Source organism: Actinomadura parmotrematis, assembly GCF_019458805.1.
GTDB lineage: Bacteria > Actinomycetota > Actinomycetes > Streptosporangiales > Streptosporangiaceae > Spirillospora > Spirillospora parmotrematis.
The window spans coordinates 146792-173112 of record NZ_JAIBOA010000013.1 but is presented as its reverse complement, the minus strand read 5'-3'; the positions used below and the strand labels follow the sequence as shown (position 1 = coordinate 173112).

32 protein-coding genes are annotated in these 26321 nt (G+C 73.8%); 20 read left to right on the top strand and 12 right to left on the bottom strand.

Annotated elements, in window-relative coordinates; genetic code table 11:
• The first annotated feature begins 317 nt into the window (after window positions 1-317).
• The 8 genes from K1Y72_RS21140 to K1Y72_RS21105 all read left to right on the top strand — a co-directional run bounded on the left by K1Y72_RS21140 (window position 318) and on the right by K1Y72_RS21105 (window position 6641).
• Window positions 318-596, top strand: a complete 279-nt coding sequence (locus tag K1Y72_RS21140; RefSeq protein ID WP_220168130.1) for a hypothetical protein — start codon at window positions 318-320, stop codon at window positions 594-596.
• A gap of 4 nt (window positions 597-600) precedes the next feature.
• Window positions 601-2325, top strand: a complete 1725-nt coding sequence (locus tag K1Y72_RS37265; RefSeq protein WP_220168129.1) for an alpha/beta hydrolase — start codon at window positions 601-603, stop codon at window positions 2323-2325.
• A gap of 35 nt (window positions 2326-2360) precedes the next feature.
• Window positions 2361-2897: a hypothetical protein gene (locus tag K1Y72_RS21130; RefSeq protein WP_220168128.1), complete on the top strand. Its 537-nt coding sequence runs from the start codon at window positions 2361-2363 to the stop codon at window positions 2895-2897.
• Window positions 2890-3399, top strand: a complete 510-nt coding sequence (locus K1Y72_RS21125) for a hypothetical protein (protein WP_220168127.1) — start codon at window positions 2890-2892, stop codon at window positions 3397-3399. The genes K1Y72_RS21130 and K1Y72_RS21125 overlap by 8 nt, the downstream gene beginning before the upstream one ends.
• Before the next feature lie 70 nt (window positions 3400-3469).
• Complete coding sequence (locus tag K1Y72_RS21120; protein ID WP_258573071.1) at window positions 3470-3811, top strand: PadR family transcriptional regulator; 342 nt, start codon at window positions 3470-3472, stop codon at window positions 3809-3811.
• 20 nt (window positions 3812-3831) lie between these two features.
• On the top strand, window positions 3832-4872 hold the full coding sequence (locus tag K1Y72_RS21115; protein ID WP_220168126.1) for a hypothetical protein: 1041 nt from the start codon (window positions 3832-3834) through the stop codon (window positions 4870-4872).
• Between the two features lie 31 nt (window positions 4873-4903).
• The gene (locus K1Y72_RS21110; RefSeq protein WP_220168125.1) at window positions 4904-5935 is read left to right on the top strand and encodes a hypothetical protein; all 1032 of its coding nucleotides are present in this window, start codon (window positions 4904-4906) and stop codon (window positions 5933-5935) included.
• A 112-nt stretch (window positions 5936-6047) separates the two neighbouring features.
• On the top strand, window positions 6048-6641 hold the full coding sequence (locus tag K1Y72_RS21105) for a hypothetical protein (RefSeq protein WP_220168124.1): 594 nt from the start codon (window positions 6048-6050) through the stop codon (window positions 6639-6641).
• On the opposite strand, the gene K1Y72_RS21100 is transcribed toward K1Y72_RS21105, so the two are convergent.
• Genes K1Y72_RS21100 through K1Y72_RS21080 form a run of 5 tightly spaced genes read right to left on the bottom strand, consistent with a single transcriptional unit; the run spans window position 6565 to window position 8849 of the window.
• On the bottom strand, window positions 6565-7167 hold the full coding sequence (locus K1Y72_RS21100; protein WP_220168123.1) for a hypothetical protein: 603 nt from the start codon (window positions 7165-7167) through the stop codon (window positions 6565-6567). The two genes, K1Y72_RS21105 and K1Y72_RS21100, sit on opposite strands and share 77 nt — an antisense overlap.
• A gap of 49 nt (window positions 7168-7216) precedes the next feature.
• The gene (locus tag K1Y72_RS21095; RefSeq protein ID WP_220168122.1) at window positions 7217-7531 is read right to left on the bottom strand and encodes a hypothetical protein; all 315 of its coding nucleotides are present in this window, start codon (window positions 7529-7531) and stop codon (window positions 7217-7219) included.
• A 28-nt stretch (window positions 7532-7559) separates the two neighbouring features.
• Complete coding sequence (locus K1Y72_RS21090) at window positions 7560-7763, bottom strand: DUF397 domain-containing protein (RefSeq protein ID WP_220168121.1); 204 nt, start codon at window positions 7761-7763, stop codon at window positions 7560-7562.
• Between the two features lie 31 nt (window positions 7764-7794).
• On the bottom strand, window positions 7795-7992 hold the full coding sequence (locus K1Y72_RS21085; RefSeq protein ID WP_220168120.1) for a DUF397 domain-containing protein: 198 nt from the start codon (window positions 7990-7992) through the stop codon (window positions 7795-7797).
• Window positions 7989-8849 carry a helix-turn-helix domain-containing protein gene (locus tag K1Y72_RS21080; RefSeq protein ID WP_220168119.1) on the bottom strand — a complete coding sequence of 287 codons (861 nt, stop codon included), beginning with the start codon at window positions 8847-8849 and terminating at the stop codon, window positions 7989-7991. The genes K1Y72_RS21085 and K1Y72_RS21080 overlap by 4 nt, the downstream gene beginning before the upstream one ends.
• Window positions 8850-9033: 184 nt before the next feature.
• On the opposite strand from K1Y72_RS21080, the gene K1Y72_RS21075 reads away from it, so the two are divergent.
• Window positions 9034-9768 (top strand): ATP-binding protein, encoded by a 735-nt coding sequence (locus K1Y72_RS21075; protein WP_220168118.1) that lies wholly within the window; start codon window positions 9034-9036, stop codon window positions 9766-9768.
• 42 nt (window positions 9769-9810) lie between these two features.
• Here the strand turns inward: K1Y72_RS21075 and K1Y72_RS21070 are convergent, their stop codons facing one another.
• Window positions 9811-12342: a DNA gyrase/topoisomerase IV subunit A gene (locus K1Y72_RS21070; RefSeq protein ID WP_220168117.1), complete on the bottom strand. Its 2532-nt coding sequence runs from the start codon at window positions 12340-12342 to the stop codon at window positions 9811-9813.
• Between the two features lie 75 nt (window positions 12343-12417).
• On the opposite strand from K1Y72_RS21070, the gene K1Y72_RS21065 reads away from it, so the two are divergent.
• The 4 genes from K1Y72_RS21065 to K1Y72_RS21050 all read left to right on the top strand — a co-directional run bounded on the left by K1Y72_RS21065 (window position 12418) and on the right by K1Y72_RS21050 (window position 16108).
• A complete protein-coding gene (locus K1Y72_RS21065; protein WP_220168116.1) occupies window positions 12418-13584 on the top strand; it encodes a lactate 2-monooxygenase in 1167 nt (388 codons plus the stop codon).
• Between the two features lie 90 nt (window positions 13585-13674).
• Window positions 13675-14328, top strand: coding sequence for an ATP-binding cassette domain-containing protein (locus K1Y72_RS21060; RefSeq protein WP_220168115.1), 654 nt, complete (start codon window positions 13675-13677; stop codon window positions 14326-14328).
• Window positions 14329-14384: 56 nt separating this feature from the next.
• Window positions 14385-15506: a sensor histidine kinase gene (locus K1Y72_RS21055; protein ID WP_220168114.1), complete on the top strand. Its 1122-nt coding sequence runs from the start codon at window positions 14385-14387 to the stop codon at window positions 15504-15506.
• Window positions 15503-16108 (top strand): response regulator transcription factor, encoded by a 606-nt coding sequence (locus tag K1Y72_RS21050; RefSeq protein ID WP_220168113.1) that lies wholly within the window; start codon window positions 15503-15505, stop codon window positions 16106-16108. Before K1Y72_RS21055 ends, K1Y72_RS21050 begins: the two co-directional genes overlap by 4 nt.
• A 7-nt stretch (window positions 16109-16115) precedes the next feature.
• Here K1Y72_RS21050 and K1Y72_RS21045 read toward each other — a convergent pair whose 3' ends face one another.
• The 6 genes from K1Y72_RS21045 to K1Y72_RS21020 all read right to left on the bottom strand — a co-directional run bounded on the left by K1Y72_RS21045 (window position 16116) and on the right by K1Y72_RS21020 (window position 19617).
• Window positions 16116-16445: a hypothetical protein gene (locus tag K1Y72_RS21045; protein ID WP_220168112.1), complete on the bottom strand. Its 330-nt coding sequence runs from the start codon at window positions 16443-16445 to the stop codon at window positions 16116-16118.
• On the bottom strand, window positions 16442-16918 hold the full coding sequence (locus K1Y72_RS21040) for a hypothetical protein (protein ID WP_220168111.1): 477 nt from the start codon (window positions 16916-16918) through the stop codon (window positions 16442-16444). The genes K1Y72_RS21045 and K1Y72_RS21040 overlap by 4 nt, the downstream gene beginning before the upstream one ends.
• A gap of 93 nt (window positions 16919-17011) precedes the next feature.
• A complete protein-coding gene (locus tag K1Y72_RS21035; protein ID WP_220168110.1) occupies window positions 17012-17758 on the bottom strand; it encodes an SDR family NAD(P)-dependent oxidoreductase in 747 nt (248 codons plus the stop codon).
• Between the two features lie 82 nt (window positions 17759-17840).
• Window positions 17841-18422 (bottom strand): TetR/AcrR family transcriptional regulator, encoded by a 582-nt coding sequence (locus tag K1Y72_RS21030; protein WP_220168109.1) that lies wholly within the window; start codon window positions 18420-18422, stop codon window positions 17841-17843.
• A gap of 47 nt (window positions 18423-18469) precedes the next feature.
• Complete coding sequence (locus tag K1Y72_RS21025; RefSeq protein WP_220168108.1) at window positions 18470-19018, bottom strand: hypothetical protein; 549 nt, start codon at window positions 19016-19018, stop codon at window positions 18470-18472.
• Between the two features lie 116 nt (window positions 19019-19134).
• Window positions 19135-19617 (bottom strand): hypothetical protein, encoded by a 483-nt coding sequence (locus K1Y72_RS21020; RefSeq protein WP_220168107.1) that lies wholly within the window; start codon window positions 19615-19617, stop codon window positions 19135-19137.
• Between the two features lie 172 nt (window positions 19618-19789).
• Between K1Y72_RS21020 and K1Y72_RS21015 the strand changes: the two genes are divergently transcribed.
• The 7 genes from K1Y72_RS21015 to K1Y72_RS20985 all read left to right on the top strand — a co-directional run bounded on the left by K1Y72_RS21015 (window position 19790) and on the right by K1Y72_RS20985 (window position 26320).
• Window positions 19790-21055: a sensor histidine kinase gene (locus K1Y72_RS21015; RefSeq protein WP_220168106.1), complete on the top strand. Its 1266-nt coding sequence runs from the start codon at window positions 19790-19792 to the stop codon at window positions 21053-21055.
• Window positions 21043-21690: a response regulator gene (locus K1Y72_RS21010; protein ID WP_220168105.1), complete on the top strand. Its 648-nt coding sequence runs from the start codon at window positions 21043-21045 to the stop codon at window positions 21688-21690. The genes K1Y72_RS21015 and K1Y72_RS21010 overlap by 13 nt, the downstream gene beginning before the upstream one ends.
• Window positions 21687-22487, top strand: coding sequence for a DUF4097 family beta strand repeat-containing protein (locus K1Y72_RS21005; RefSeq protein WP_220168104.1), 801 nt, complete (start codon window positions 21687-21689; stop codon window positions 22485-22487). Before K1Y72_RS21010 ends, K1Y72_RS21005 begins: the two co-directional genes overlap by 4 nt.
• 314 nt (window positions 22488-22801) lie before the next feature.
• Entirely contained in the window at window positions 22802-23785 is a 984-nt protein-coding gene (locus tag K1Y72_RS21000) for a methionine ABC transporter ATP-binding protein (protein WP_220168103.1), read from the top strand.
• Window positions 23782-24438 carry a methionine ABC transporter permease gene (locus K1Y72_RS20995; protein WP_220168102.1) on the top strand — a complete coding sequence of 219 codons (657 nt, stop codon included), beginning with the start codon at window positions 23782-23784 and terminating at the stop codon, window positions 24436-24438. The genes K1Y72_RS21000 and K1Y72_RS20995 overlap by 4 nt, the downstream gene beginning before the upstream one ends.
• Before the next feature lie 13 nt (window positions 24439-24451).
• Window positions 24452-25276 (top strand): MetQ/NlpA family ABC transporter substrate-binding protein, encoded by an 825-nt coding sequence (locus tag K1Y72_RS20990; protein ID WP_220168101.1) that lies wholly within the window; start codon window positions 24452-24454, stop codon window positions 25274-25276.
• Between the two features lie 114 nt (window positions 25277-25390).
• Window positions 25391-26320: an STM4015 family protein gene (locus K1Y72_RS20985; RefSeq protein ID WP_220168100.1), complete on the top strand. Its 930-nt coding sequence runs from the start codon at window positions 25391-25393 to the stop codon at window positions 26318-26320.
• Window position 26321 lies beyond the last annotated feature (1 nt).

The following is a 26321-nucleotide window of genomic DNA, read 5'->3' as shown; positions in this document are numbered from 1 at the left end:
GACCGAAAGCCCGATCAAGGACAACGCACCACTTGACCGAGAGTCATGGCTCTGTGAATCATCTTGCCCACCCCACGCCGTCCCGTGGCCCCTTCCGGGAGGAGCACCCCAGCGTGGCCCCGCCGAACCGCATCGACCAACTGCTGAACGGCCCCATCCCTCAGCCGCAGCCGAGTCCCCGAGCACCCGCGCCGTCCCCGGCCGCCCCGACGGCGCCGCGGCCCAGCCCGCAGGCGCCGCCCGTCGCCCCGCCGCGCCCCCCGCGACCGGACCCGCGACCGGCCGCCTCCGGGGGTATCGGCTTCGACTCCGCGGCCATGAGGAGCGCCTCGAAGAAGACGTCCCAGGTCAGCGAGGGGATCGTCAGCGGCGCCCGTCCCGTCCCTGGCGAGAATCAGCAGGCCGTCGCGGCGCTGCGCGGCTGGACGATGGCGGCCGCGCTGGAGGAGACAGTGTCGGGCTGGCGCACCGCCCTCGGCAAGCTCGCCGAGCAGGTCGAGCGCGCCGGCGAGGCCGTGGAGACCTGCGCGGCCAACCACGGCAACGCCGACGAGGCGACCCGGCGGCGGCTCGGCCGGATCCAGGCCGGGGCGTGACGCGGTGGTCTCCTTCGCACAGCTCCGCGACGCGAAACCCGGTGAGCTGGACGGTGCCTGGCGGTCGTGGCGCAAGCTCGTCGAGCACCTGGAGAAGGCCGAGGACGCCTATCACGACGGGTTCCTCCAGGGCATCCGCAAGGCGCGTTGGACGGGCAAGGACGCCGAGGCGGCGATGCCCGTCCTGCTCCTGGAGCGGACCAGGATGAAGGTCGCGGGCACCGAAGCGGCGAGCATCGCCGGCGTCCTGTGCAGTGCCCAGGCGAAGATCTCCGCGGCCCAGGCGGAGCTCCGCGACGTCCTGCACGCCGCGCAGGGCGAGTACTTGTCGGTCGGCGACGACGGCTCGATCCGACTGGCGCCGAGCCTGCCGCCCCGTTACGCGAACTGGCAGCAGTACCAGCAGGCCGCCAACGCCGTCCACGACCGGTTCGCCGCGGCCGTCAAGAAGGCCACCGACGCCGACACACAGGTCGCGGCGGCGCTCCGTGCCTTCCAACCCGACATCCTCACCAGCAGGCACCCGCTCGCCGACCTCCGCGACGACGCCCGCAAGGCGACCGCCCTCGCCGGGTTCGATCCGGGCAACGTGCCGCCGAAGGGTATGACCGACCCCAAGAAGGTCACCGCCTGGTGGAAGAGCCTGCCCGAAGAGCAGCGGCACCTGCTGATGAACGCCTACCCCGACAAGATCGGCTGGGCGAACGGCATCCCGTCCGAGGACCGCGACGAGGCCAACCGCACCCGCCTGGACGCCCGCCTCGCCGAACTCCAGGCCAAGGGCGCGAACCTCAGCGCCTTCGAGCAGCGCGACCTGAAACGGCTGACGAACCTCGACGCCGCCATGCGCACCTACGAGGCGAAGGGCCGCGACCTGTACCTGCTCGGGTTGGACTCGACCGTGCGGGAGAAGGCCGAGAAGGACGGTTCGGACGGGCGCGCGATCGTCGCCTTCGGCAATCCCGACACCGCCACGCACGTCGCCACCTACGTCCCGGGCACCACCGAGGACCTCGACAAGTTCGGCGGCAGCATGAACCGCGCGGCCAACCTCAACGATGCGGCGAGCGCCTACACCGACAAGCCGGTCTCCACGATCGCCTGGCTCGGTTACGACGCGCCCGACAGCGTCTACACGGACTCGCCGAGCGGGAAGTACGCCGACGCGGGCGGCCCGAAACTGAACGCCTTCGTCGACGGCCTGCGCGCCACCCAGGCCGCGGAGGGCAACCCGAACGCGCACATGACGGCGGTGGGCCACAGCTACGGCTCGACCGTCATCGGTGAGGCCGCCCGCCACGCCGACGACAGGCTCCGCGTGAACGACATCATGGTCGCGGGCAGCCCCGGCATGCGCGTGGACAAGGCGGGCGACCTCCACATCGGCGCAGGGCACGTCTACGCGCAGGAGGCCCGGGGCGACCAGGTCCCGAGCATCGGCAGGTACGGCCACGGCGACGGCGGTGCGATCGGCCCGCCGCGCGTCCCCTCCGACCCCGAGTTCGGCGGCCGCCGTCTCGTCACCGACGGGGGCGGCCACAGCTCCTACTGGACGGACAAGGATCCGGATCCCTACACCTTCGGCGGTGCCATGAGGAGTCTCGACCAACAGGGAAGGGTGGTGGCCGGGACCGCCTACGACGCGGGCGGCAGCGGCAACGATCCGGTTCCCTACGGGTCGGGCGGGCCCGGCGAGAGTAAGGACACATGGTGGCAACGCCTCTTCTGAGTTCGTCCGCCTCAAGCAGGCCGATGGCGGGGCGGATGCGGAACACGATGATCCGAGCGGCGGTCGCCGTCTTCGCCTGCGCTTTCGCCGGCTGCGCCTGCGATCCGCTTTCCGGGCACTACTCGCGCAGGGATCCGAAGGGTGTGGGGGATGAGGTCTCGGCGCTGAGCCGCGAGCTGGTTCCGGCTCTCGGCGGGCGTGACGTGCGCGGCCGCGGCGTCTACGGGTTTCCCTGCGGCAACGATTACGAAAAGGACTACAACCGCGAGGTCGCTCCGCTGGCCGATGATCCGAGGAAGGTCAAGTACGCCCTCTACAGCATCCACTTCGATGCTCAGGTGGTGTTGCGCGATGAGCAGGACCGGCGGGCGCTGCTGGCGGCAGTGCTCCGGCAAGTGAAGAACGTGGGCGGTTGGCATCCGTCAGAACAGAAGACGATGGGTGGAGCGCCGGGCGGCCTCAGCGGCGAGAAGGACGACGTTCGACTGTCGGTCTATGACACCGGTACACCTCCGCGAGCCACTCTGACCGTTCAGCTGGAGACCGACTGCTTCAGGCATCCCAATGCCTGAGGCGTGGATGCCGTCCGGCCTGGCGGTCGAGCATCCGCGGGACGCGGCGGAGAAGGTGACGCGGCACGCTTTCACGGTCGGGCGCGCGCTCGCCGAGGCCGGGGCGCTCAGCCGGTCGCCGGACGAGGTGAGTCCGCAGCCGTGCGAGGCGCTCGAGGGGACCGTGGCGGTGGACGAGCCGGTGCCCGAGCCGCCGCTGCCCGCCTGGTGGGTGGACTACAGCCCGTACCAGGTCTTCTACATCGGGCACGTCGAGCTGGTCGCGCCGTCGGCGGCGGTCCCCGCGCTCGCCGCCGCGCGCGAGCGGCTGGAGGCGGCGGGCTGGCGCGAGCGCGCGTCGGTGCTCGCCCCGAACGCGGCCGGTGACGAGCCGGTGCTGCTGATGGACGCGCCCGACGAGGGGTACGGGGCGCGGCTCGGGGTGGCGCTCACCGAATCGGGACGGTCCCGGATCACTGTCCACGTCGCCTCGCCCTGCCTCCGGCACCCCGCCGAGCGCTGACGGGGACGGCGTCCGGCCGCGTCCGGGACGCGGGTTGATCATAGTCAGATCATCGGTATATAAAGATGACATGAGCAAGACCATGCAGGAGCCCACCTTCCTGATCCTGACGGCGCTCGCGGACGGTCCCCAGCACGGCTACGGGATCATCACCGACGCCGAGCGGATCTCCGGCGGCCGGACGCGGCTGCGCGCGGGCACGCTCTACGCCGCCCTGGACCGCCTCCAGGCCGACGGCCTGATCGGCGCCGACCGCGAGGAGGTCGTGGACGGCCGCCTCCGCCGCTACTACCGGCTGACCGACGAGGGCGCCGCCGCGCTCGCCGCCGAGGTCGACGCCCTGCGGCGGCGCACCGAGGCCGCCGCCCGCCGCCTCGCCGCCCGCCCGCGCCCCGGCACCGCGCCCGCCTGACCGAGACGAGGAATCCCCCCATGCGCACTCTCGAAGACCGCTACCGCCGCCTGCTCGCGCTGTATCCGCCCGAGCGGCGGCAGGAGATGCTGGACGTCCTGCTGGACGCCGCCCGCCCCGGCCAGGCGCGGCCGTCCGTCGTCGATACCGCCGACCTGCTGTTCGGCGCCGTCCGCATCCGGGCGCGCCGGCTGGTCTGCGGCGCGGGCGGCGGGACGTGGCAGCAGGGCCTCGCGATCGCGGGGTACGTGTCGCTCGTCCTGCTGCTCGCGGACGGGCTGCGCTTCCTCGTCAACGCGCCGTACGTGCTGGCGCTCACCGCCGGCGACCAGAGCCGGGGCGCCTTCGAGCACCTGTCCGCCGCGCTCGGGACGGGTCCGTACTGGCTCGCCTGGGCGGCCGTCGCCGTCCTGGTCCGGCGCGGGTTCCGGCGGACCGCGACGGGCCTCACCGCCCTCGTCCTCACGGCCCAGTCCGCCGTCCTCACGGTGTATCTGGCGCACGGCCCGGTCCCGTACGGCATGCCCGCGACCTCGGTCTCGACGGTCCCGTTCCTGCTGGGCCTGCTGTGCACCGCCTCCCTGGTCACCTCGCCAGGACCCGCGCACGGCGCGCGGCTTTTGGGGCGTCGCGTCGCCTCGGCGGTCCCGGCCGCGGGCGCGCTGCTGGCCCTGCTGTTCACCGCGCCGAGCGCCGCCCTCGTGACGGGCCGCATGTACTGGCCGGGCGACCGGTACCAGCCAGGGGCGCTGGACATGTTCAGCGGTGCGCTGCGGATGCTCCAGGTCGGCCGCCTGCTGGTGGTGGCCGCCCTCGGGATCGCGCTGCTGGCCGTGCTCGCTCGCAGCGGCCACGGCCGCCGCGCCTGCGCGCTGCTCGTGCTGCCCGTCACGCCTGTCTTTGCGACGGTCGCCGAGACGGCCGTGCGCGGCTTCTCCGTGGAGGACGGCCCGCACGGTCCCATGCTCACCGCCGTCGCGGGACTCGCCGTCGCGCTGGGCGGCCTCCTGCTGATCGAGCTCCCGGCGCGGCTCCGCAAGGGCGCCCACCCGTCCGCCTGACCGACCCGCGCCCCCCTCCGAAGGAAGATCGTTGCGCACACTCGAAGAGCGTTACCGCCGCCTGCTCGGCCTCTACCCGGCCGGGCAGCGGCGGGAGATGCTGGACGTGCTGCTGGACGCCGCCCGTCCCGGCCAGACGCGGCCGTCCGCCGCCGACACCGCCGACCTGCTGGTCGGCGCGGTGCGCCTGCACTTGCGCCGCGCGGTGGCGGGTCGCGGGGCGCCGGTGGGGTGGCCCGCGGCCCTCTCCATCGCCGGGTTCGTGGCTCTGGCAGCGCTGCTGGCCGACGGGCTGCGGTTCGCGGCGAACATTCCGTTCGAGGTCCGGATGATCCAGCTCGACCGGGCGGAGCGCTACCCGGGAGCGGGCGGATACGCGTCCCTGGTCGACCATTTCTCCACCGCACCCCTCTGGGCGGCCTGGGCCGTCATCGCCGTCCTCGTCCGGCGCGGGGCGCGCCGGGCGGCGCTGCTCACCGCAGGAGCGGTCATCGCGGTCCAGGTACCGATCGCGCTCTACGGGACGACCGATCCCGATCGCGGCTGGGCCGCGACGCACGCCTACGCCAACGTCTCGCTGCCGCTCGGCCTGCTCGTGATCCTGTCGCTGGCCGCGTCGCCCGGCCCCGCGCAGGGAGCCCGGCTTCTGGGCCGCCGCGCCGTCGCCGGCGTGCTCGCCCTGAACGGCGCCGCAGCGTTCGTGACGACGTACCTGGTGCTCCTTCCGTCCGTCCCGTCGCCGACCGCCGGCACGCCGCGGCCGGAGGGGACCGCTTGGTCGCACGTCATCGAGATCTGGTCCGCGGCCGTGTGGACGGTCGTCGTCGGAGCCGCGGTCCTCGTCGCCGGCGCGCTCTGGCGCAGCGGGGCGGGGCGGCGCGCGGTCGTGCTGCTGGCGCTGCCCGGCGCGCCGCCGGTCCTGCAATACGCGGGCCCGCACCTGTCCGACTTCTACTTCCAGAATCCCAGCGAGGTGGTCGTCGCAGGGCTGACCGCCGCAGGGGTCGCCCTGGCGGCCGTCCGCCTCGCCGAGATCCCCGGACGTCGCCGCGCCCGTCCGTGAGGTGCCCCGCCCCGCTTCGTCCGTCCGGACGAGGCGGGGCAGCGCTCGCGGGCCGGGTGAATCGCCCGTCCGGGGGAGGCGGCTGCCTGCCCGCGCGGCGATCCTCGTCGGTATGCAGACGTACGACGACCGCGCACGCACCGCCCGCCGCGCCGCCTACACGGCGTTCGCCTGGGTGATGCTCTTCCTGGCCTGGCACGTGGTGTGGGTCCGCACCGGCCTGAAGACGCCGTCGCCCGCGGACCACGACGGGGCCTCGCGGGTGGCCATGCAGGTGGGCGGGGTGGTCCTGATCGGCATGGTGGCGGTCGGGATCCTCCTTCCCCTGGCGCTCGCCCAGCAGTGGGGCCGCCACATCCCGCACCGGCTGCTCTTGGCGACCGCCTGGACGGGCTGCGCGCTGCTCGGCCTCCGGGGCCTGTCCGGCGTCGCCGACGACCTGGCCCGCGCGACCGGCCTGCTGCCCCGGGGCTTCACCGATATGACGATGGCGCAGGTCACCGGCACCCCGCACCCGTCCCTCTGGGCGGTGACCGCGAGCGTCAGCACGGACGTCCTCTTCACCGCCGGCGCCCTGGCCTTCGCTTGGGCCGCCGCAACGCACCCCGGCAGTCGTGTTCCGAGATCCCCTAGAGGAAGTCGCCCCAGAACGCGACCAGGGGCGGCGGAGTCCAGCCGGGGTCGATGGACCAGTGGCCTTCGTTGAGGAACTCATTGGCGACGTAGTTCACGAGGTCGGTTCCGTAGAAGATGATGTCGGTCTGGTGGATTGAGAGGACCGGGTGCCCGTACGTGCCGTGGCCGCTGGGGAGAAAGCGGTGGGCGAAGACGGGGACGAGCTTGGGCACCTGATCGAGGTGGATCCGTGCGGTCGCGAGCGCTTCCGCGAGATCGTCGGGGCGGTCACCCCACGCTTGCTTCCAGAAGCCGTGCTCGACATCGAAGAGCACGCCGTTGACCGCCCAGTCGACGTGGGTCCGAAGGGCCTCGGGGTCGCCGTTGCGCCAGTCCGGCCAGGGATGGAGCCATGTCTCACCGGGTTCCCGCGCCGAGTTGAGCGGCAGGCCGGCGGCGAGGAAGGCGCGGTGATCGTCGGCGAACTCGATGCCGAACTCGGCCTCGATGCGAGTGAACTCCGCATCGGTGAGCCCCGGCCCGAACGCGTACCTTCCGATCTTGCGGAGCTCCCGCGCGGCGCTCGCTCCCAGCCGTTCCCCTGCCGAATCGATCACCCTTGAAGGCTAACCGCGGCGTCCCGGCCCGCAAACCGTGTCACCGACGTCAGGCGGTGGGCAGCAGATAACGCTGTCGAGCTCTCCGCTCGGCCGGAAGGTGCGCCATTGGCCAGGCACTGAACTCGCTGGCCAGCCGCCCCGCCGCGTTCCCTTCTTCCAGCTCGATCACTGCGTCGTCAATGCCGTTGCTCCTGGCGAAGGGCAGCGAGGCCGCTAGCAGGGCGCGCCCAAGGTCCTGTCCACTCGCTCCGCTGCTCATGACCGCCTGGTCGCTCGATGTTGAGATGCGGCGTGTTGCGCACTTTCGATCTTCAAAGTGCGCAACACGCCGCATCTCAACGAACGGCGACCGGGTGGTCATCGTGAGAGCGGGGCTGCGAGCCGTGCGGTCAGAGGTCGTGGCGGCCTTGCTTGATGTGGTGCAGGAGGGTGCGCCAGGCGGGGTGGGGGAGGGCGAGGATGGGGCCGGTGGGGTTCTTGGAGTCGCGGACGGCATGGGCGGTGGCGAGGGTCGCGACCTCCACGCAGCCGTTCCCGCCGTCGCTGTGGTGGCTCTTGCGCCAGCCCGCTCCTGCACTGATCGGCTTGGTCATGTCGTCTGCTTTCCAACCGTGCGCCGGGCGATCAGAGGTCGTGGCGGCCTTGCTTGATGTGGTGCAGGAGGGCGCGCCAGGCGGGGTGGGGGAGGGTGAGGGTGGGGCCGGTGGGGTTCTTGGAGTCGCGGACGGCGTGAGCGGTGGCGAGGGCCGCAACCTCCACGCAGTCGTCATTGGTGCCCATTGAGCGGCTGCTCTTGCGCCAGCAGGGGTCGGAAGGAATCATCCCGCGTCCTTCAGCTCGGCCAACAGGAAGGCGCGCGTCGCACTGGTGTCGAGGGCGCTCGCGCGTAGCGTGTCGAACCTGACCATATAGCGCTGAAGTTCGATCTTCTCCTCTAGGAGCCGGGCATCGACCGTCGTTTCCAGAAAGACGATGTCGCGCTCGCTTGGATCGGCGAACTGCAAGTAAGTGAACGGCTCACCCGTCCCCGGGTAGAGCCCGACGCTCGTTCTGATCACTTGGAGCTCGACATTCGGCAACTCGGCGATCTGCACGAGGTGTTGCAGTTGGGCCGTGCGCTTCTCGCTGGAACCGAGCCGCGCGATCACGTTCTCATCGATGATCGCATGGAGGCGGCAAGGGTCCTCGGCGCGCTGGATGATCTGTTGGCGTTCGAGGCGAGCTGAGAGATAGCGCTTGACCTCGGCCGGGTCGTCGGTGCCGTCAGCGCGGATGGCTTGCTCGGTATAGGCCGCTGTCTGGAGAAGGCCCGGCAGGAAGACGTTCTGAAAAGTCAGGATGGTCGAGGCGGCCGCCTCGAAGCCGGGGAACTCGCTGCGGAAGACGTCGTTGTAGCGGGTCCACCAGCCGCGTTGGCGGGCTTCGCGGGCCAGCGCGATCAGGCCGTCGCGTTCGGTGCCCTCGATGCCGTAGAGCTCGCAGAGGTCGGCGACGGAGTCGCTGCTCGGCTCGATCCACTTGGCCTTCTCGATGTAGTTCAGCTTCGAGGGGCTCCAGCGGAGGCGCTTGCAGACCTCGGTGGTGGTCATGCCGACCTCTTTGCGGGCGGCGACCAGCTTCTTGCTCAGGGCGCGCTTCTTGATCGTCGGGCTGTAGCCGGCGGGGTGGACCTCCGTCATGGCGACAGGGTGCCACGATCGCGCACGGTGGGTGACGACTTCGAGTGATTAGATTTTCGATTCGTGATTTGGTTGCCGGATTCTCGGATCACTGTCACGCTGGGGAGCTATCCGACCACGATCGGCAACGGTGCCGATCTCTCCCTGGGTGGTGATCGGTATGTGGAATCCCCCTGATGCGGGTGTGGCGGCCGCGGTGATCCGGGGTGGTGGGTTCGCCGTGTGGGGGCTGCCGGGTGACGCGACGTGCGCGGCGGTGGCGCGGGAGCGGGTGCGGGGGACGGCCCGGGAGCTGGGGCTCGCGGGCGGGCTCGCGCGGGACGCGGTGACCATGGTGTCCGAGCTGGCGACCAACGCCTTCGTGCATGCGCTCGGCAAGGACGTGGCGGCGCCCGAGCTGTACGCCTACCGGCGGGGTGCGGCGCCCGAGCTGGTGGTGAAGGTGTTCGACGGGGGCGGGTGGCGGGGGGAGTTTCCGCGGGCGCCGTTCCGGCCGCCGCCTGACGCCGAGGGTGGGCGGGGGCTGGAGATGGTGAACGCGCTGGTCGTCGAGCACGGCGGGCAGTGGGGCGTGCACCGGTCGCGGTCGTGGCGTGGGGTGATGGCCGCGCCCGGGAAGGTCGCCTACTTCGCGGTGCCTGTGCCGGGGGTGTGGAGCAGCGGGCCAGAGCCGGACTGTCAGGCGGTGGGGCGGGAGCTGGAGGGGCTGCTGCGGGCGCGGGGGTTCGCGCGGCTGCATCGGTGCGAGGGGTGGAACATGGCCGTGCTGTCGGTGCGGCCCGAGATCACGGTGTGGGTGCGGCGGCACGGGATCCTGCTGACGCAGCCGGGGACGGGGACCGTCCGGTATCCGCTCGGCGAGGTCGCCGAGGTGACCGAGGCCATCGTGCGGTGCGACGGGGAGCTGGGAGCGGGCTGACCTGCCGTGCCCCTGGCACGTGAGGCACGGCAGGTCGCACCGTCACTCCACCTTGCCGCCCAGCTCGGCGGCCTCGCCCGCGGCGTCGGCGTCGGCCTCGCCGGGGTCGGCGGTCGGGCCGATGGGGCCGCCGACGGTGGCGATGGCGCGGTGCAGCTTCTCGCCCGAGCCGTCGCGGCGGCCGAGGTCCTCCGGCAGGGTGATCGACTGGCCGTTGGGGGCGGTCGCCTTGACGGGGGCGGGGCCGGCCCAGGCGAGGATCAGGGTGTCCTCGCCCTTGAGGAACCGGTGCGAGCGGACGCCGCCGGTGGCGCGGCCCTTCGCCGGGTACTCGGCGAAGTCGGCGATCTTCAGGGCGCCGGTCTGGGTGCCGTCCAGCGCCGCGGCGCTGCCCGAGACGGTGATGACGCGGGAGGTGCGGGACGGGTCGACCGCGCCGAACCAGAGGACGCGGGCGTCCGCCGCGAGCTTGATGCCCGCCATGCCGCCCGCCGGGCGGCCCTGCGGCCGGACGATCGACGCCGGGAAGTGCAGCAGCTGCGCGTCGGTGGTCATGAAGACCAGGTGCTCGTCCTCGGACCCGAGCTGGACGGCGCCGACGACCCGGTCGCCGTCCTTGAGGGTGATCACCTCGAAGTCGTCGCGGTTGCCGGGGAACTCGGGCACGACGCGCTTCACCACGCCCTGCTCGGTGCCGAGCGCGAGGCCGCCGCCGGTGTCGGCGATGGCGCCGAGCCCGACGACGCGCTCGCCCGCCGCCAGCTCGATGTACTCGGTGATCGGGGCGCCGCCCGCCAGGGACGGCGGCGACGCCGACGGCGGCAGGATCGGCAGGTCGATGACCTCGACGCGGATCATCCGGCCGTCCGAGGTGACCGCGCCGACCTGGCCGCGCGCCGTGGACGGGACGACCGCGACGAGCACGTCGTGCGCGGAGCGGCCGCCCTCGGCCGACAGCGGGGAGGCGTCGGGGGTGCGGGCGAGCAGGCCGGTGGACGACAGCAGCACGAGCGTCGGGTCGTCGGGGACCTCCAGCGGGACGGCGGCGGCCGACTTGGTCTCGCCGTTGTCCTCGATGAGGACGGTGCGGCGCGGCGTCGCGAACTCCTTGGCGACGGCGGCGAGCTCCTTGGCCACCAGCCTGCGCAGCTTGGCGTCGGACTCCAGCAGCGCGGTCAGCTCGGCGATCTCGCGGCGGAGCTGGTCCTGCTCCTTCTCCAGCTCCAGCTTGTCGAAGCGGGTGAGGCGGCGCAGCGGGGTGTCCAGGATGTACTGGGCCTGGATCTCCGACAGCTCGAACCGGTCGATGAGCGCCTGCTTGGCGGCGGACGAGTCGTCGGACTCGCGGATGACGGCGATGACGGCGTCGATGTTCAGCAGCGCGACGAGCAGGCCGTCGACCAGGTGCAGGCGCTCCTCGCGCTTGCGGCGGCGGAACGCCGAGCGGCGCCGCACCACGTTCAGCCGGTGGTCGACGTAGACCTGGAGCAGCTCGCGGAGGCCGAGCGTGCGGGGCTGCCCGTCGACCAGCGTCACGTTGTTGATGCCGAAGGTCTCCTCCATCGGCGTCAGCTTGTAGAGCTGGGCGAGGACGGCCTCGGGGTGGAACCCGTTCTTGATCTCGATGACGAGGCGGAGCCCGACGTTGCGGTCGGTGAGGTCCTTGAGGTCGGCGATGCCGTTGAGCTTCTTGGCGTTGACCAGTTCCTTGATCTTCGCCTTGACCCGCTCGGGGCCGACCGCGTACGGCAGCTCGGTGACGACGATGCCCTTGCGGCGCGCCGAGACGTCCTCGATGTGGGTGGTGGCGCGGGTGCGGAAGGTGCCGCGGCCGGTGGCGTAGGCGTCGCGGATGCCGTCCAAGCCGACGATCTTGCCGCCGGTGGGGAGGTCGGGGCCGGGCACGAAGCGCATGAGGTCGTCGAGGGTGGCGTCGGGGCGCTCCAGCAGGTGCCGGGCGGCGGCGACGACCTCGCCGAGGTTGTGCGGCGCCATGTTGGTGGCCATGCCGACCGCGATGCCGGACGCGCCGTTGACCAGCAGGTTCGGGAACGCCGCCGGCAGGACCTCGGGCTCCTGCTCCTGGCCGTCGTAGTTGGGCCGGAAGTCGACGGTGTCCTCGTCGATGGTGGCGACGAGCTGCATCGCCTCGCGGGACAGGCGCGCCTCGGTGTAGCGCATCGCGGCGGGCATGTCGTCGCCGCCGAGCGACCCGAAGTTGCCGTGGCCGTCGACCAGCGGCATCCGCATGGCCCACGGCTGGGCGAGGCGGACCATCGCGTCGTAGATCGCGCTGTCGCCGTGCGGGTGGAGCTTGCCCATCACCTCCCCGACGACGCGGGCGCACTTGACGTGCCCGCGGTCGGGGCGGAGCCCCATGTCGTTCATCGAGTACAGGATGCGCCGCTGCACCGGCTTCAGCCCGTCGCGCGCGTCCGGGAGCGCGCGCGAGTAGATGACCGAGTAGGCGTACTCCAGGTAGCTGCCGCGCATCTCCTCGGAGACATCGACGTCGATGATGTTCTCTTCGAAGTCCGGCGGCGGGGGAGGGGCTTGGGATCCACGTCGTGCCATGTGGGACATTGTTGCCGGTCCCAACGACAGATTCGCACCGTACCGGCGCGGCGCGCCGATTCCGGGGAGGCTTTCGTGAGCTCACTGGCCGATTTCCAGAACGAGATCTACCTGAACGGGCTCGGCGACGCGCTCCCCGCCCTGCCGACGGACCTGACGCGGCTGGAGGAGCTGGCGGGCGCGAAGCTGTCGGCGCAGGCGCACGGCTACGTCGCGGGCTCGGCGGGCTCGGAGGCGACGGCCCGCGCGAACCGGGCGGCGTTCGACCGGTGGCGGATCGTCCCGCGGATGCTGCGCGACGTCGCGGACCGCGACCTGTCGGTGGAGGTCCTCGGCACCGCGATGCCGTCGCCCGTCCTGCTGGCGCCCGTCGGCGTCCAGTCGATCCTGCACCCCGACGGGGAGCTGGCGACGGCCCGCGCGGCCGCCGCGGCCGGCGTGACGCAGATCGTCAGCACCGCCGCCTCGTACGAGATCGAGAAGGTCGCCGAGGCCGCCGGGGACGGCCCCCGCTGGTACCAGCTGTACTGGCCGAAGGACCGCGAGCTCGCCGCCAGCTTCCTCGCCCGCGCGAAGGCCGCCGGGTACAGCGCCCTGGTCGTAACGCTCGACACGTTCACGCTCGCCTGGCGGCCCCGCGACCTCGACCAGGCGTACCTGCCGTTCCTGCGCGGCATCGGCGTCGCCAACTACTACACCGACCCGGTGTTCCAGCGCGCCGTCGGCGGCCCCGTCACCGAGGAGAACAGGGACGCCGCGCTGCTGCACTGGGTCGCCAACTTCGGCAACCCCTCGCTGACCTGGGACGACCTGGCGTGGCTGCGCGAGCGGTGGGACGGCCCGATCGCCCTGAAGGGCATCCAGCACCCCGACGACGCCCGCAAGGCCGTGGACGCCGGCATGGACGGCGTGATCGTCTCCAACCACGGCGGCCGCCAGGTGGACGGCGCGATCGCGTCGCTGGACGCGCTGCCCGCCGTCGCCGACGCCGTCAAGGGCCGCGCCGCCGTCCTGTTCGACAGCGGGATCCGCACCGGCTCGGACGTGGTGAAGGCCCTCGCGCTCGGCGCCGACGCCGTCCTCATCGGCCGCGCCTACGCCTACGGGCTCGCGCTCGGCGGCGAGGCGGGCGTCCGGCACGTGCTGCGCTGCCTGCAAGCCGACCTGGAACTGAACATGGCGCTGTCGGGCCTCACCCGCCCGAGCGAGATCGACCTCGACGTCCTCGTGCGCGACCGCTGACGTTTGTCACGGGCCGCCCCTGCGAACCTCACGGGCGGTTGCTGACGCACGTGACTGCACGTCCGCGCGGTCGGCGGCGAGCATGGACGCATGAGGGCACCACTGATCGAGGTACGCGACCTGTACGTCCGCGCCGGCGAGGGCGAGACCGTCCGCGGCGTCTCGTTCACCCTCTCCCGGGGCGAGGTGTACGCGGTGCTGGAGGCGGTCGCCGGGTCCGGCGCGACCACGCTGCTGGAGGCCGTCGCCGGGCTGCGCCGCCCGGTGTCGGGCACCGTCCGGGTCGGCGGCGCCGACCCCTACGAGCACCGCGACGCCGTCCGGTCGGGCGCGGTGTGGCGCGAGGGCGGCCTGTTCCCGGGCCTCACCGTCGCCGAGGTCGTGGACGCCTGGCGGCGCTGGACGCTCGACCCGCTGACCCGCGACGAGGCGCTGGCGCTCACCGGCCTCGCCGGGCTGGCCGACGTGCGGTTCGAGCGGCTCGGGCCGGGGGAGCGGCGCCTGCTGGACGTGGCGCTCGCCCTCGTCGCCCGCTCGGACGTGCTGTACCTGGACGGCCCCACCGCCGGTCTCGGCGGGGCGGACGCGGCCCGCGTCTGGGACGTGCTGCGGCTGATCGCCGCGCACGGGACCGCCGTCCTCGTCGCCACCGGCGACCCCGCCGAGGCGGCCCGCGCCGACCGCGTCGGGGTGCTGGCCCGGGGGCGCCTCGCCGGGCGGCTCGCCGGACCGGCCGCCGCCTGACATGCCGTGACATACGCTGAGACCTCCCTTCCGCAGTGAGCGAGGCGGTGCGCCCGGTGCAGCCACGGATCCCCCGGCCGACCGTCATCGCCGCGATCATCGTGGCGATGACGGCGCTCAGCCTGGCCGGGCTGCTCGTGCCGGCGCTCTGGTACGAGGCGGTCGAGCGGTCAGAGGCGGGGCGCGCGCTGCTCGCGGCGGCCTGCGCCGGCGGCGTCCTCGCCCTGCACGGGCGGCTGCTCTGGCTGAACCTGATGCGGCGGACGGCGCCCGCGCACCGCTGGGCGCTCGCCGCGATCACCGCGGTCTGCTGGGCGCTGCCCGCGGTCCTCGGCGTCGCGCACGGCTGGGGGAACGCGCTGATCGTGCCCGCCGGGCTGTTCGCGGTGGTGCTGCCCCTCCGCGAGTCCATGATCGTGACGCCGGTCGCGGCCGTCGCCGCGCCGCTGTACGGGCTGGCGCTCGGGCTGCCGGTGCCGTCGGCGCTCTACACCGCCGCCGCGATCCCGCTGTACACCTTCTCCGGCTACGTGACGGTCTGGTTCTTCCACGTCGTGCAGGAGCTCAGCGAGGCGCGCGCCGAGCTCGCCCGGTCGGCGGTGGGGGAGGAGCGGCTGCGGTTCGCGCGCGACCTGCACGACGTCCTCGGCCACAGCCTCCAGGCGATCGCGCTGCGCGCCGAGGTCGCCGAGCGGTACCTGGACCGCGACCCCGGGCGCGTCCGCAAGGAGCTCACGGAGGTGCAGGCGATGGCGCGCGACGCCGTCGGCGACGTCCGCGAGGTCGTCCGCGGGTACCGGCGCACCTCGCTCCGCACCGAGCTGGACGGCATGTCGGCGGTGCTGCGCGCCGCCGGGATCGCCTGCGCGACCCCCGACGTCGCGGGCGACCTCCCCGCGCACGTGCACGAGCCGCTCGGCTGGGTGGCGCGGGAGGCCGCCACCAACGTGCTGCGGCACTCCGCCGCCACCCGCTGCGAGATCATGGTGCGGGACGCGGCCGGCCGGATCGAGCTGGAGATCGTCAACGACGGGGCGGGGCGCCGCGGGGACGAGGCCGGCAGCGGCCTCGCCGGCCTCGCCGAGCGGCTCGCCGCCGTCGGCGGGGCCCTCGCCGCCGGGCCGGCCGGGGGCGGGACGTTCCGGGTCGTGGCGGCCGTGCCGAGGGGAGAACCGTGATCAGGGTGCTGCTGGCCGACGACCACCTGCTGATCCGCGAGGCGCTGGTGCTGCTGCTGGAGACCGAGGACGGCATCGAGGTCGTCGCCGACGTCGGCCGCGGCGACGAGGCCGTCGCGCGGGCGCTGGAGCGCAAGCCCGACGTCGCCGTCCTCGACATCGACATGCCCGGCCTGGACGGGCTCGCCGCCGCCGAGCGGCTGGCCCGCGACCTGCCCGGCTGCCGGCTGGTGATCGTCACCGCGCACGGGCGGCCCGGCAACCTGCGCCGCGCCATGGCCGCGGGCGTCCGCGGGTTCCTCGGCAAGGACGCCCCCGGCGCCCGGCTCGCCGAGGTGATCCGGCAGGTCGCCGCGGGCGCGCGCTACATCGACCCGCAGCTCGCCGCCGACGCCCTGGCCGCCGAGGAGTGCCCGCTCACCCCGCGCGAGCTGGACGCGCTGCGGGCCGCCGCGGACGGCGCGCCGGTGGCGCGCATCGCGCGCGGCCTCGGGCTGTCGGAGGGGACGGTCCGCAACTACCTGTCGGCGGCCGTCACCAAGCTCGGCGCCGCCAACCGGCACGCCGCCGTCCAGGCCGCCCGGGACCGCGGCTGGCTGTGAGCGGCGCTCAGGGGGCGGGCTTGTGCAGGCGGGAGGAGACGGCGCGGGCCTCCGCCAGGTCGGCGTTGATCTCCGAGACCTGGCGGGAGAGCCGCTCGACCTGCTCGGCCAGCGACGAGCGGTCCTGGCGGAGGCCGCTCACCTCGGCCTTCGCGTCCATCAGCTCGCGGCGCAGCATGGTGACGAGCTGGTCGGCGGTGCTCACCGCGACCGACTCGGTCTGCCGGTCGAGCTGGCGCAGCTCGCCGCGCCGCCGCATGACCGCCACCAGCGCCTGCACGATGGTGCCGCCCGCCGCGAGCTGCGCGATCGACACCACGATGTCCGACGTCGTCATCCCGCACCCCCGCCCCGGGGCTCGGGGACGCGCCCCTCGACCGCCGGCGCGTCCACCGGCGGCTCCACCGGCGGTTCCGGCCGCACGTGGCGGGCGCGCGCGGTGATCGCGCGCGCCTTCAGCAGGCTGCCGAGGGTGAGGGCGCCCGAGATCAGCCCGGCCGCGAGGCCGTGCGTGCGCAGCCCGGTCAGCACCGTCAGGCAGTAGAACCCGTAGCCGCCGGCCAGCAGGTACAGGCCGGGCAGCTCGACGGTGAGGCGCGGCCGGTAGATTCCGAACAGCGTCAGCACGCCGCCCACGGCGAACATCGCGCCCCACAGGTGGGCGATCACGTTCGCGTGGCCGGCCAGGCTGATGGACATGCCCCGGCTCGCCCGGTCCCCGATGACCATGCCGAGCCCGCCGAGCAGGATCGCGGTCGCCGCGACCATGCTGGCGAAGGGGTTCGTGGACAGCTGGGCGCGCCAGCCCACGTGATCACCTCCTCCGATCGTCCGTATCAGGACCGGAAAGGTAACACGCAGCGGTTCACGGAAGTGACTCTTTGTAATCAAGAGGTGGGCACGTCAAGCCGACGCGCCCCCGTCCACCACAAGATCGTGTCCGACCAGGTAGGACGCCGCCTCGGAGGCGAGCCACAGCACGGCGGCCGCGACCTCGGCGGGGCCGCCGATCCGGCCCGCCGGGGTGGCCGCGCCGATCCGCGCGTCGCGGCCGGCGCGCGTCTCGCCGGGCCGGAAGGTCATGGCCGTGTCGGTCGCGCCGGGGCTCACCGCGTTGATCCGCACCCCGGCGCCGATGTGGTCGAGCGCCGCCCCGCGGGTGAGGGCGCTGACGGCGGCCTTGGTCGCGGCGTAGGCGGCGAGGCCGGGGCGGCGGACGTGCGCGCCGATGTTGGAGGCGGTGTTGACGATGGCGCCGCCGCCGTGCGCGGCCATGTGGGCGATCTCGTGCTTCATGGACAGGAACACCCCCGTCACGTTGGTGGCGAGGGTGGCGTCCCAGGCGTCCTCGGGCAGGTCGGCGAGCGGGCCGAACGGGCCGAGCACGCCGGCGTTGTTGAACGCCACGTGCAGGCCGCCGTGCCGCTCGACCGTGGCGGCGACCATGCGGGCGGCGGAGGCGGGGTCGGCGACGTCGGCGGTCACGTGGTCGGCGCCGATCTCGGCGGCGGCCGCCTTCAGGCGGGCCTCGTCGCGGCCGGCGAGGACGACGGTGGCGCCCTCGCCGGCGAAGGCGCGGGCGGTGGCGAGGCCGATGCCGGACGAGCCGCCGGTGACGAGGACGACCTTGCCGGTGAAGCGCGGGGACATGGGGGCTCCCGGGGAGGAATTCGAGAATGATCGGTCTTGAATGAGGGTGGAAAAAGACCCCGCCGGCGAGCGGGGCGGGGAGTCAGCCGAGCAGGGCGACGGCCTCGGCCGCGGCGTCGCGCAGCCGGTCGGGGGAGGCGGGGGCGCGCCCGAGGACGCGCATCCCCTGGAACAGCACGAGCAACAGCCGCGCGAGGGAGCGCGGGTCGCGGCCCGCCGCCAGCTCGCCCTGCGCCCTGGCGCGGGTGAGCGCGGTGGTGAGGGCGGTCTCCAGGACGGTCCAGCTCGCCTCGACGCGGCGGGCGGCCTCGGCGTCGGACGGGCCGCGCTCGACCGCGCTGTTGACGACCAGGCAGCCGAGCCGGCGCCCGTCCCCGGCGGACTCGGCGGCGTAGCGCTCGATCAGCGCGCGCACCGCCGGCAGGACCGGGCCCGGCCGCGACAGCGCCTCCATGATCGCCGGGTCGCGGAGCTGGAGGTAGCGGTCCAGCGCGGCCAGGTAGAGCGCGTGCTTGTCGCCGAAGGTGGCGTAGAGGCTGGCCCGCGCGACGCCGAGCCGCTCGACGAGGTCGGCCATGGACGTCGCCGCGTAGCCGCGCTCCCAGAACAGCTCCAGGGCGCGCTGCAGGGCGGCGTCGGGATCGAACTCCTTGGTCCGTGCCATGGGCGCGACCCTAGAGCTATCGAGAACGAACGGTCAAGAAAGGGGGGTCAGCTCAGGTCGAGCTTGTCGAGCACCGCGCCGTCGGCGTTCAGGGCCTCGATCACCGGGCCGCGCCGGGCGCCCCAGACCACCACGGCCTGCCCGTGCTCGGGGACGTCCAGGGTGCGCTTGCCGACGCGGAGGCGGGCGGTCTCGGCGGCGACGGTCAGCCGCGCCTCGCTCACGTACTTGGCGCCCCAGGGCAGCAGCCGGTCGCCGTTGCGGACCGAGCGGCCGTAGCAGTCGCGGCGCAGGTGCCGGCCGCCGAGCTCGGCGGCCGGGCGGCGGGTCAGCGCGGCGGGCAGCGCGAGGCCGCCGTAGGAGCCGAGCGGGATCCAGTCGCCGCCGTGCCGCCGGTGGAAGGTCCACTCCTCGACCGTCAGGTGGTCCTCGGGGACGTCGGCGCCGGTCGCCATCAGCATGATCACCGCGACGTCGCCGTCGATGTCCATGGCGAGCGGCAGGAAGCCGAAGTCGTCCTCGGCGGTCGCCTCGGGGGCGATCGACCCGGCGTGCAGGAACCGGAGGCAGGCTTCGGTCGCCTTCTCGACGTTCATATGGGGACCTCGTGGTGACGCGGGCGTGCGGCGGAAGGGCCGGGGGCGCGACGGCCTCCCGTTGGCGGCCTTCACTCTAAACGCCCAGCTCCAGAGGTTTCATCCTGTCGACGTGGTCATTTCGGATGGGTTTCGATCACCCGGATTCCCGGTGAACCCGGGACAGGGCGCAGCCCGCGCACCGCGAGGGCGCCGCAGACCGCGGCCATCGGCAGCTCCGCGGCGAACGCCAGGACGATCGCGAGGGTGTGCTCGGGCCCGGCGGGCGACAGCATCGTGTCGAACCAGGCGTCCAGCAGCAGCAGGGCGCCGGTGGCGGCGGCGGTGAGGGCATACCGGTGATCGCGCCGGGCCAGCAGGACGCCGGTGGCCGCGAGGCCGGCGGCCAAGGCCAGGTCCAGGCCCGCCCACGCCGCGCCCCAGTGCGACACCTGCGTGGTGGACGGCAGCTCGGTCATCAGCACCGCCACCCACGGCACCATCGCCGCGCCCGCCGCGACGAGCGCGCGGGCCGTCCACCGGCGGGCGGCGGCCCGCGACGGGGCGGGGATCGCCGGGATCGCGGGGACGGGGCGGGCCGGGCTCGTGACGGTGACCATGGGGGGCTCCTCGCGGTGGCGGCCCGGCGGCTCCGGGCTTGATCACCACCCTGCTCCGGGGCGCGGCGAGAGGCAGTAGCGCCGCTTTCCGACCGGGGGTGGCACCAGGTACACCCCCGGACTGGAGCGGGCCGGATGTGCGCGGCGGGACCGGCGCCCCTACGGTTCCGGCATGGCCTCCGACACGCTCCCCGGGCGGGTGCTCGCGCGCGCCCCGTGGTCGCCGGGCGCGTGGCGGGACACCGCGCACGCCGCCTCGGGGGCGCCGCTCCAGCTCGCCGGCTGGACGATCATGGCGGCGCCCTGGCTGGTGTGGACGCCGGTCAGCACGCTCCCGGTCACCGCCGCCCTGCTGCTGCCCGCGCTGCTCGTCCTCGTGCTGCTGCGCCCGGCGACGCACGCGCAGCGCGAGCGGATGTGGGCGATGCTCGGCCTGGACGTCCCGGCGCCCGCGCCCCGCCCCGGCGGCCCGCTGCGCGGCCCGCTGCGGGCGCTGCGCACCGAGGACCTGTGGCGCGAGGTCCGCTACCACCTGGTCGTCGGGCCGCTGCTCGCCTGCGGGGCGGTCGGCGTCCTGCTCGCCTGGACCGCCGGCGCCGCCCTGGCGGCCGTGCACGCCTACGCCTGGGCGCTGCCGCCCGGGGGGCCGCTCGCCGCCGGCGGGCACGCCGTCCGGCTCGGCCTGCTCACCGCCGCCGGCGCGCTGCTGCTCCTCGCCGCGCCCTGGCTCGCGGCGGGCGTCCGGGCGCTCGACGCCCGCGCGGCGGTGCGGCTGCTCGGCCCCGACCCGGCCGCCGCGCTCGCCGCCCGCGTCGCCGACCTCGCCGGCAAGCGCGCCGACGTCGTGGACGCCGCCGACCTGGAGCGCCGCCGCATCGAGCGCGACCTGCACGACGGCGCGCAGCAGCGGCTCGTCTCGCTCGCCCTGAACCTCGGGATCGCCCGCGCCACGCTGACCGGCGTCCCCGACGACGCCATGCGGGCGATCGTCGACGCGCACGAGGAGGCCAAGGAGGCCCTCGCCGAGCTGCGCGACCTCATCCGCGGCCTGCACCCGGCGGTGCTGGAGGACCGCGGCCTGGACGCGGCCCTGTCGGGCGTCGCCGCCCGCGTCCCGGTCAAGGTGCGGCTCGCGGTGGACGTGCCCGAGCGGGCGTCGTCCACCGTCGAGGCCGTCGCCTACTTCGTGGTGTCGGAGGCGCTCACCAACGTCGTCCGGCACGCCGGCGCGAGCGTCGTGGACGTCGCGGTCCGGCGGGACGGCGCGCGCCTGCTGGTCACCGTCGCCGACGACGGCGCGGGCGGCGCCGACCCGGCGCGCGGCACCGGCCTCGCCGGCCTCGCCCGGCGCGTCCGGTCGGTGGACGGCACCTTCCGCATCGTCAGCCCCGCCGGGGGGCCGACCACCCTCACCGTGGAGCTGCCGTGCGCGTTGTGATCGCCGAGGACTCGGTCCTGCTGCGGGCCGGGCTGATCAAGCTGCTGGAGACCTCGGGGTTCGAGGTCGCCGAGGCGGTCGGCGAGGCGGCCGGGCTGCTCGCCGCCGTGGACCGGCACCGCCCCGATCTCGCGATCGTGGACGTGCGGATGCCGCCCGGCCACACCGACGAGGGCGTGCGGGCCGCGCTCGTGCTGCGCCGCGAGCATCCCGGCGTCGGGGTGCTGCTGCTGTCGCAGTACGTCGAGGAGCGCTACGCCGCCGACCTGCTGTCCGCGCACACGAGCGGCGTCGGCTACCTGCTGAAGGACCGCGTCGCCGACGTCGCGGCGTTCCTGGACGCGCTCCGCCGCGTCGCCGCGGGCGGCACCGCCCTCGACCCCGAGGTGGTGTCGCAGCTCCTGCTGCGCCGCCAGAGCGACCCGCTGGACCGGCTCACCCCGCGCGAGCGCGAGGTGCTCGCGCTCATGGCCGAGGGCCGCTCCAACGCCGGCATCGCCGCCGCGCTCGTCGTCAGCGAGAGCGCCGTCGCCAAGCACATCAACGGGATCTTCGCCAAGCTCGACCTGCCGCACGCCGAGGGCGACCACCGGCGCGTCCTCGCGGTGCTGCGCTTCCTGGAGGGCGGGACGTGACCGCCCGCCCCCGCCGCAAGGGCGTCTGGTACCTGCTGGCGGCCCTCACCGCGCTCGCCGTCGCCGCCTCGTTCGGGCTGCGGCTCGCGGGGGAGAGCCTGCGGCGCGAGGAGACCGCCGCCGTCCCCTGGGACCGGCCGGTCTCGCGGGTCCGGCTCGACGTCGGCGGCGCGGAGGTGTCGCTCGGGCAGGGAGCGGCGGGCCGGGTGCTGCTGCGCCGCCACCTCGGCTGGACCGCCGCCAAGCCGCGCGTCCGCGCGTCCTGGGCGGGGACGGTGCTGACCGTCACGGCGGCCTGCGGGGACGCCGTCTGGTCGGTGCTCCCCGAGGGCTGCGGCATCGACCTGGACCTCACCGTCCCGCCGGGCACGCCCGTGTCGGTGGAGGCGACCTCCGCCGAGATCACCGCGCGCGGCCTGGACGGGCCGCTGGACGTGCGAACCCGCAGCGGGAACCTGTACGTCGGCGGGGGGCGCGGCGACATCTCCTTCCGCGCCGGGTCCGGCGAGCTGCGCGCCGAGGCGTCCGCCGCCGCGCACGTGGACGCCGAGACCGGCTCGGGCGGTGTGGCCGTCGGGTTCGCCGCGGCGCCCGCCCGCGTGCGGGCGCGGACCGGCGCGGGCGAGGTGGACCTGGCCTTCCCGCCCGGCACCCGCTACCGCCTCGCCGTCGAGAGCGGGACGGGCGACCGGAGCGTCGACCCGGCGCTCGGCGACCCGGCCGCGGCCGGGACGGTCGACGCGCGCACCGGTGCGGGAAGCGTCACACTGGCGTATAGCGGCAGGTCAGGGACATAGAGGCGATTTGACGCCATTCGCCACTTGCCGGTTTACTGCTGACCATGATGTGCGTCCCGCGAATGTGTGCCCGCTGAGGGCCCCCGTCTCTCCGAGCCTCGCGCCCCGAAGCGAGCGAACCCCCGTCCCCGGACGGCTCCGCTAGGACGAACGCACACATGATCTCCGGACGCCACGCCATCGAGCGCCATCTCCTCGGCCACGCGCCGTACCCGCCCGGCCTCTCCTAGGCCGCCCGCGCCGTACCGCCCGTCCCGAGCACGCCCATCCCCATGCCGCCCGCCCGGCGGCGATCTCCGCACGGACGATTCCCTGTGATCCAGATAGAGAAACTTCGGAAGGTCTACCGCGACCGCGGCCGCGCCGTGACCGCCGTCGACGACGTCGACCTGACCGTCGCCGACGGCGAGGTCTTCGGCGTCCTCGGCCGCTCGGGCGCCGGCAAGAGCACCCTGCTGCGCTGCGTGAACCTGCTGGAGCGCCCCGACTCCGGGCGCGTCACCGTCGCGGGCCAGGACCTGCTGGCGCTGTCCGGCGGCGAGCTGCGGCGGGCGCGGCAGCGCATCGGGATGATCCACCAGCACTTCGGGCTGCTGTCCAGCCGCACCGTCGCCGGGAACGTGGCGTTCCCGCTGGAGGTCATGGGCGTGCCGCGGGCCGAGCGCGGCGAGCGCGTCGCCGAGCTGCTGGACCTCGTCGGCCTCGCCGACCACGCCGGCGCCCACCCGGCGCAGATCTCCGGCGGCCAGAAGCAGCGCGTCGGCATCGCCCGCGCCCTCGCCGGCCGCCCGAAGGTGCTGCTGTCGGACGAGGCGACGTCGGCGCTGGACCCCGAGACCACCGCCTCGATCCTCGCGCTGCTGCGCGACCTCAACCGGCGGCTCGGCCTCACCGTCCTGCTGATCACCCACGAGATGGAGGTGGTCAAGCGGATCTGCGACTCGGTCGCGATCATGCGGGACGGGCGGATCACCGAGGCGGGCCCGGTCCGCGACCTTTTGACCGCGCCGGGCTCCGAGCTCGCCCGCGACCTGTTCCCGCTGCCCGCGCACGCGCCGCGCCCCGGCAGCACCGTCGTCGACGTCACCTTCGAGGGCGACAGCGCCGACCGGCCGTTCGTGTCGGCGCTCGCCCGCGAGTTCGGCATCGACGTCAACATCCTCGGCGGCGCCGTCGAGGAGGTCGGCGGCGCCCGCGTCGGGCGGCTCCGCGTCGAGCTGCCCGGCGGCCCCGAGGAGAACGCCGCCCGCCTCGCGCACCTGCGCGCGCAGGGCCTCACCGTGGAGGTCGCCCCGTGACCTGGGACGAGATCTGGCCGCTGCTGCGCACCGCCACCGGCGAGACGCTCTACATGACCGGCGCGTCGGCCGCCCTCGCCGGCGTCCTCGGGCTGCTGCTCGGCGTGCTGCTGGTGCTGAGCGACCGCGGCGGGCTGCTGCCCGCGCCGGCGCTGAACAAGGGGCTCGGCTTCGTCGTCAACATCGGCCGGTCGCTGCCCTACCTCATCCTCATGGTGGCGCTGATCCCCTTCACCCGGTTCGTGGCGGGCAGCTCCTACGGCAACACCGCCATGATCGTGCCGCTGACCGTCGGCGCGGCGCCCTTCTACGCCCGGCTCGTGGAGACCGCCCTCCGCGAGGTCGACCCCGGCGTCGTCGCGGCGGCCCGCGCGATGGGCGCCTCGCGACGCGAGCTCGTCGTCAAGGTGCTGCTCCGCGAGGCCCGGCCGGGCCTGGTCGCCGGCCTCACCGTCACGGTCATCGCGCTGCTCGGCTACACCGCCATGGCCGGCACCGTCGGCGCGGGCGGCCTCGGCTACCTCGCCATCAGCTACGGCTACGAACGCTTCGAGACCAAGGTCATGGTCGCCACCGTCGTGGTGCTCATCGTCCTCGTGCAGCTCGTCCAGATGGTCGGCGACCTCGTCACGCGCCGGCTCACCCACAAGTAGAAAGGCACTCTTCGTGCTCCGCAAGATCACCCTGGCCGTCGCCTCGCTCGGACTCCTGGCGGGCCTCACCACCGCCTGCGGCTCGTCCGACTCCGCCGACAAGGCCGACGGCGAGCTCAAGGTCGCCGTCAACCCCGTCCCGCACGGCGAGATCCTGAAGTACGTCAAGGACAACCTCGCCGCCAAGGCCGGCCTCAAGCTCAAGATCGTCGAGTTCGACGACTACGTGCAGCCGAACACCGCCCTGGTGGAGAACCAGGTGCAGGCCAACTACTTCCAGCACGTGCCGTTCATGCAGGAGTTCGAGAAGGCCAAGGGCAAGAAGCTCACCTTCGTCGCGCCCGTCCACCTGGAGCCGCTCGGCGTCTACTCCAAGAAGCTGAAGAGCCTCCAGGACGTGCCGGCCGGCGCGACCGTCGGCGTCTCCAACGACCCGGCGAACCAGGGCCGCGGCCTGAAGCTGCTCGCCGACAACGGCCTCATCACCCTGAAGCCGGGCGCGCCGACCTCCGCCACCCCGAAGGACATCGCGACCAACCCCAAGAACCTCAAGTTCAAGGCGCTCCAGCCGGCCCAGCTCCCGCGCTCCCTCGACGAGCTGGACCTCGCCGTCATCAACGGCAACTACGCGCTGAAGACCGGCCTCACCCCCGCCAAGGACGCGCTCGTCCTGGAGAAGGCCGAGGGCAACCCCTACGCCAACGGCATCGTGACGCTGCCGGAGAAGGCGGGCGACCCGCGCGTCAAGAAGCTCGTCCAGCTGCTGCAGGGCCCCGAGGTGAAGAAGTTCATCGAGGACAAGTACCAGGGCTCGGTCCTCCCGGCCACCGGCTCCTGACCCGCCGGAACCGGCCGGGCGCGCCCGCGCCCGGCCGGTTCCGCCCGTTGTCTCCCGGGATGTCGGGGCGGGCTGATAGGACAGGTCCCGACCGATGATCCGGAAGGGACCGCAGTGACGATCAACGAGCACCTGACCGAGTACGCCGGCCTGCCGGTGGCCGACTTCACCCACGACACCGGCGCGGACGCCGAGCTGCCCGCGGTCGGGGGGCACGCCTGGCGGGTGCGGACCGAGTTCGACGAGGCCGGTTTCGCCGACGTCTTCGCGCGCTTCGTCGAGCGGGTCGACACGACGCAGGTCACCGCGCTGATCTTCGGCTACTGGGGCGCCTCCTACGACGACGGCGCCGCCGACCCGGTGAAGCTGCTGGTCGAGAACGCCCGCCGCTTCCCGAACCTCAAGGCGCTGTTCGTCGGCGACATCGTCATGGAGGAGTCGGAGGTCTCCTGGATCGAGCACGGCGACATCACCCCGCTGTTCGGCGCGTTCCCCGAGCTGGAGCGGCTGGAGGTGCGCGGCAGCGAGGGCCTGGTGCTGGAGCCGCCGAGCAGCGGCGCGCTCCGCGTCCTGCGGTTCGAGACCGGCGGGCTGCCCGCCGCCGTCGTGCGGGCGGTCGCCGCCGCCGACCTGCCGAACCTGGAGCAGCTCGACCTCTGGCTCGGCACCGACAACTACGGCGGCGACGCCACCACCGCCGACCTCGCGCCGATCCTCAGCGGCGAGAAGCTGCCCGCGCTCCGCCACCTCGGCCTGGAGAACAGCGAGATCGCCGACGAGGTCGCGGCCGCGCTCGCCGCCGCCCCGATCGTCGCGCGCCTGTCGACGCTCAGCCTCGCGCTCGGCGCGCTCACCGACGCGGGCGCCGAGGCGCTGCTGTCCGGGCAGCCCCTCACCCACCTGGACGAGCTGGACCTGTCCCACCACTTCCTCAGCGACGCGATGATGGAGCGGATCCGCGCCGCGCTGCCGGACGTCGAGGTCGACCTCGACGACCAGCAGAAGGCCGAGGGCGAGTGGCGCTTCATCGCGGTCTCGGAGTGAG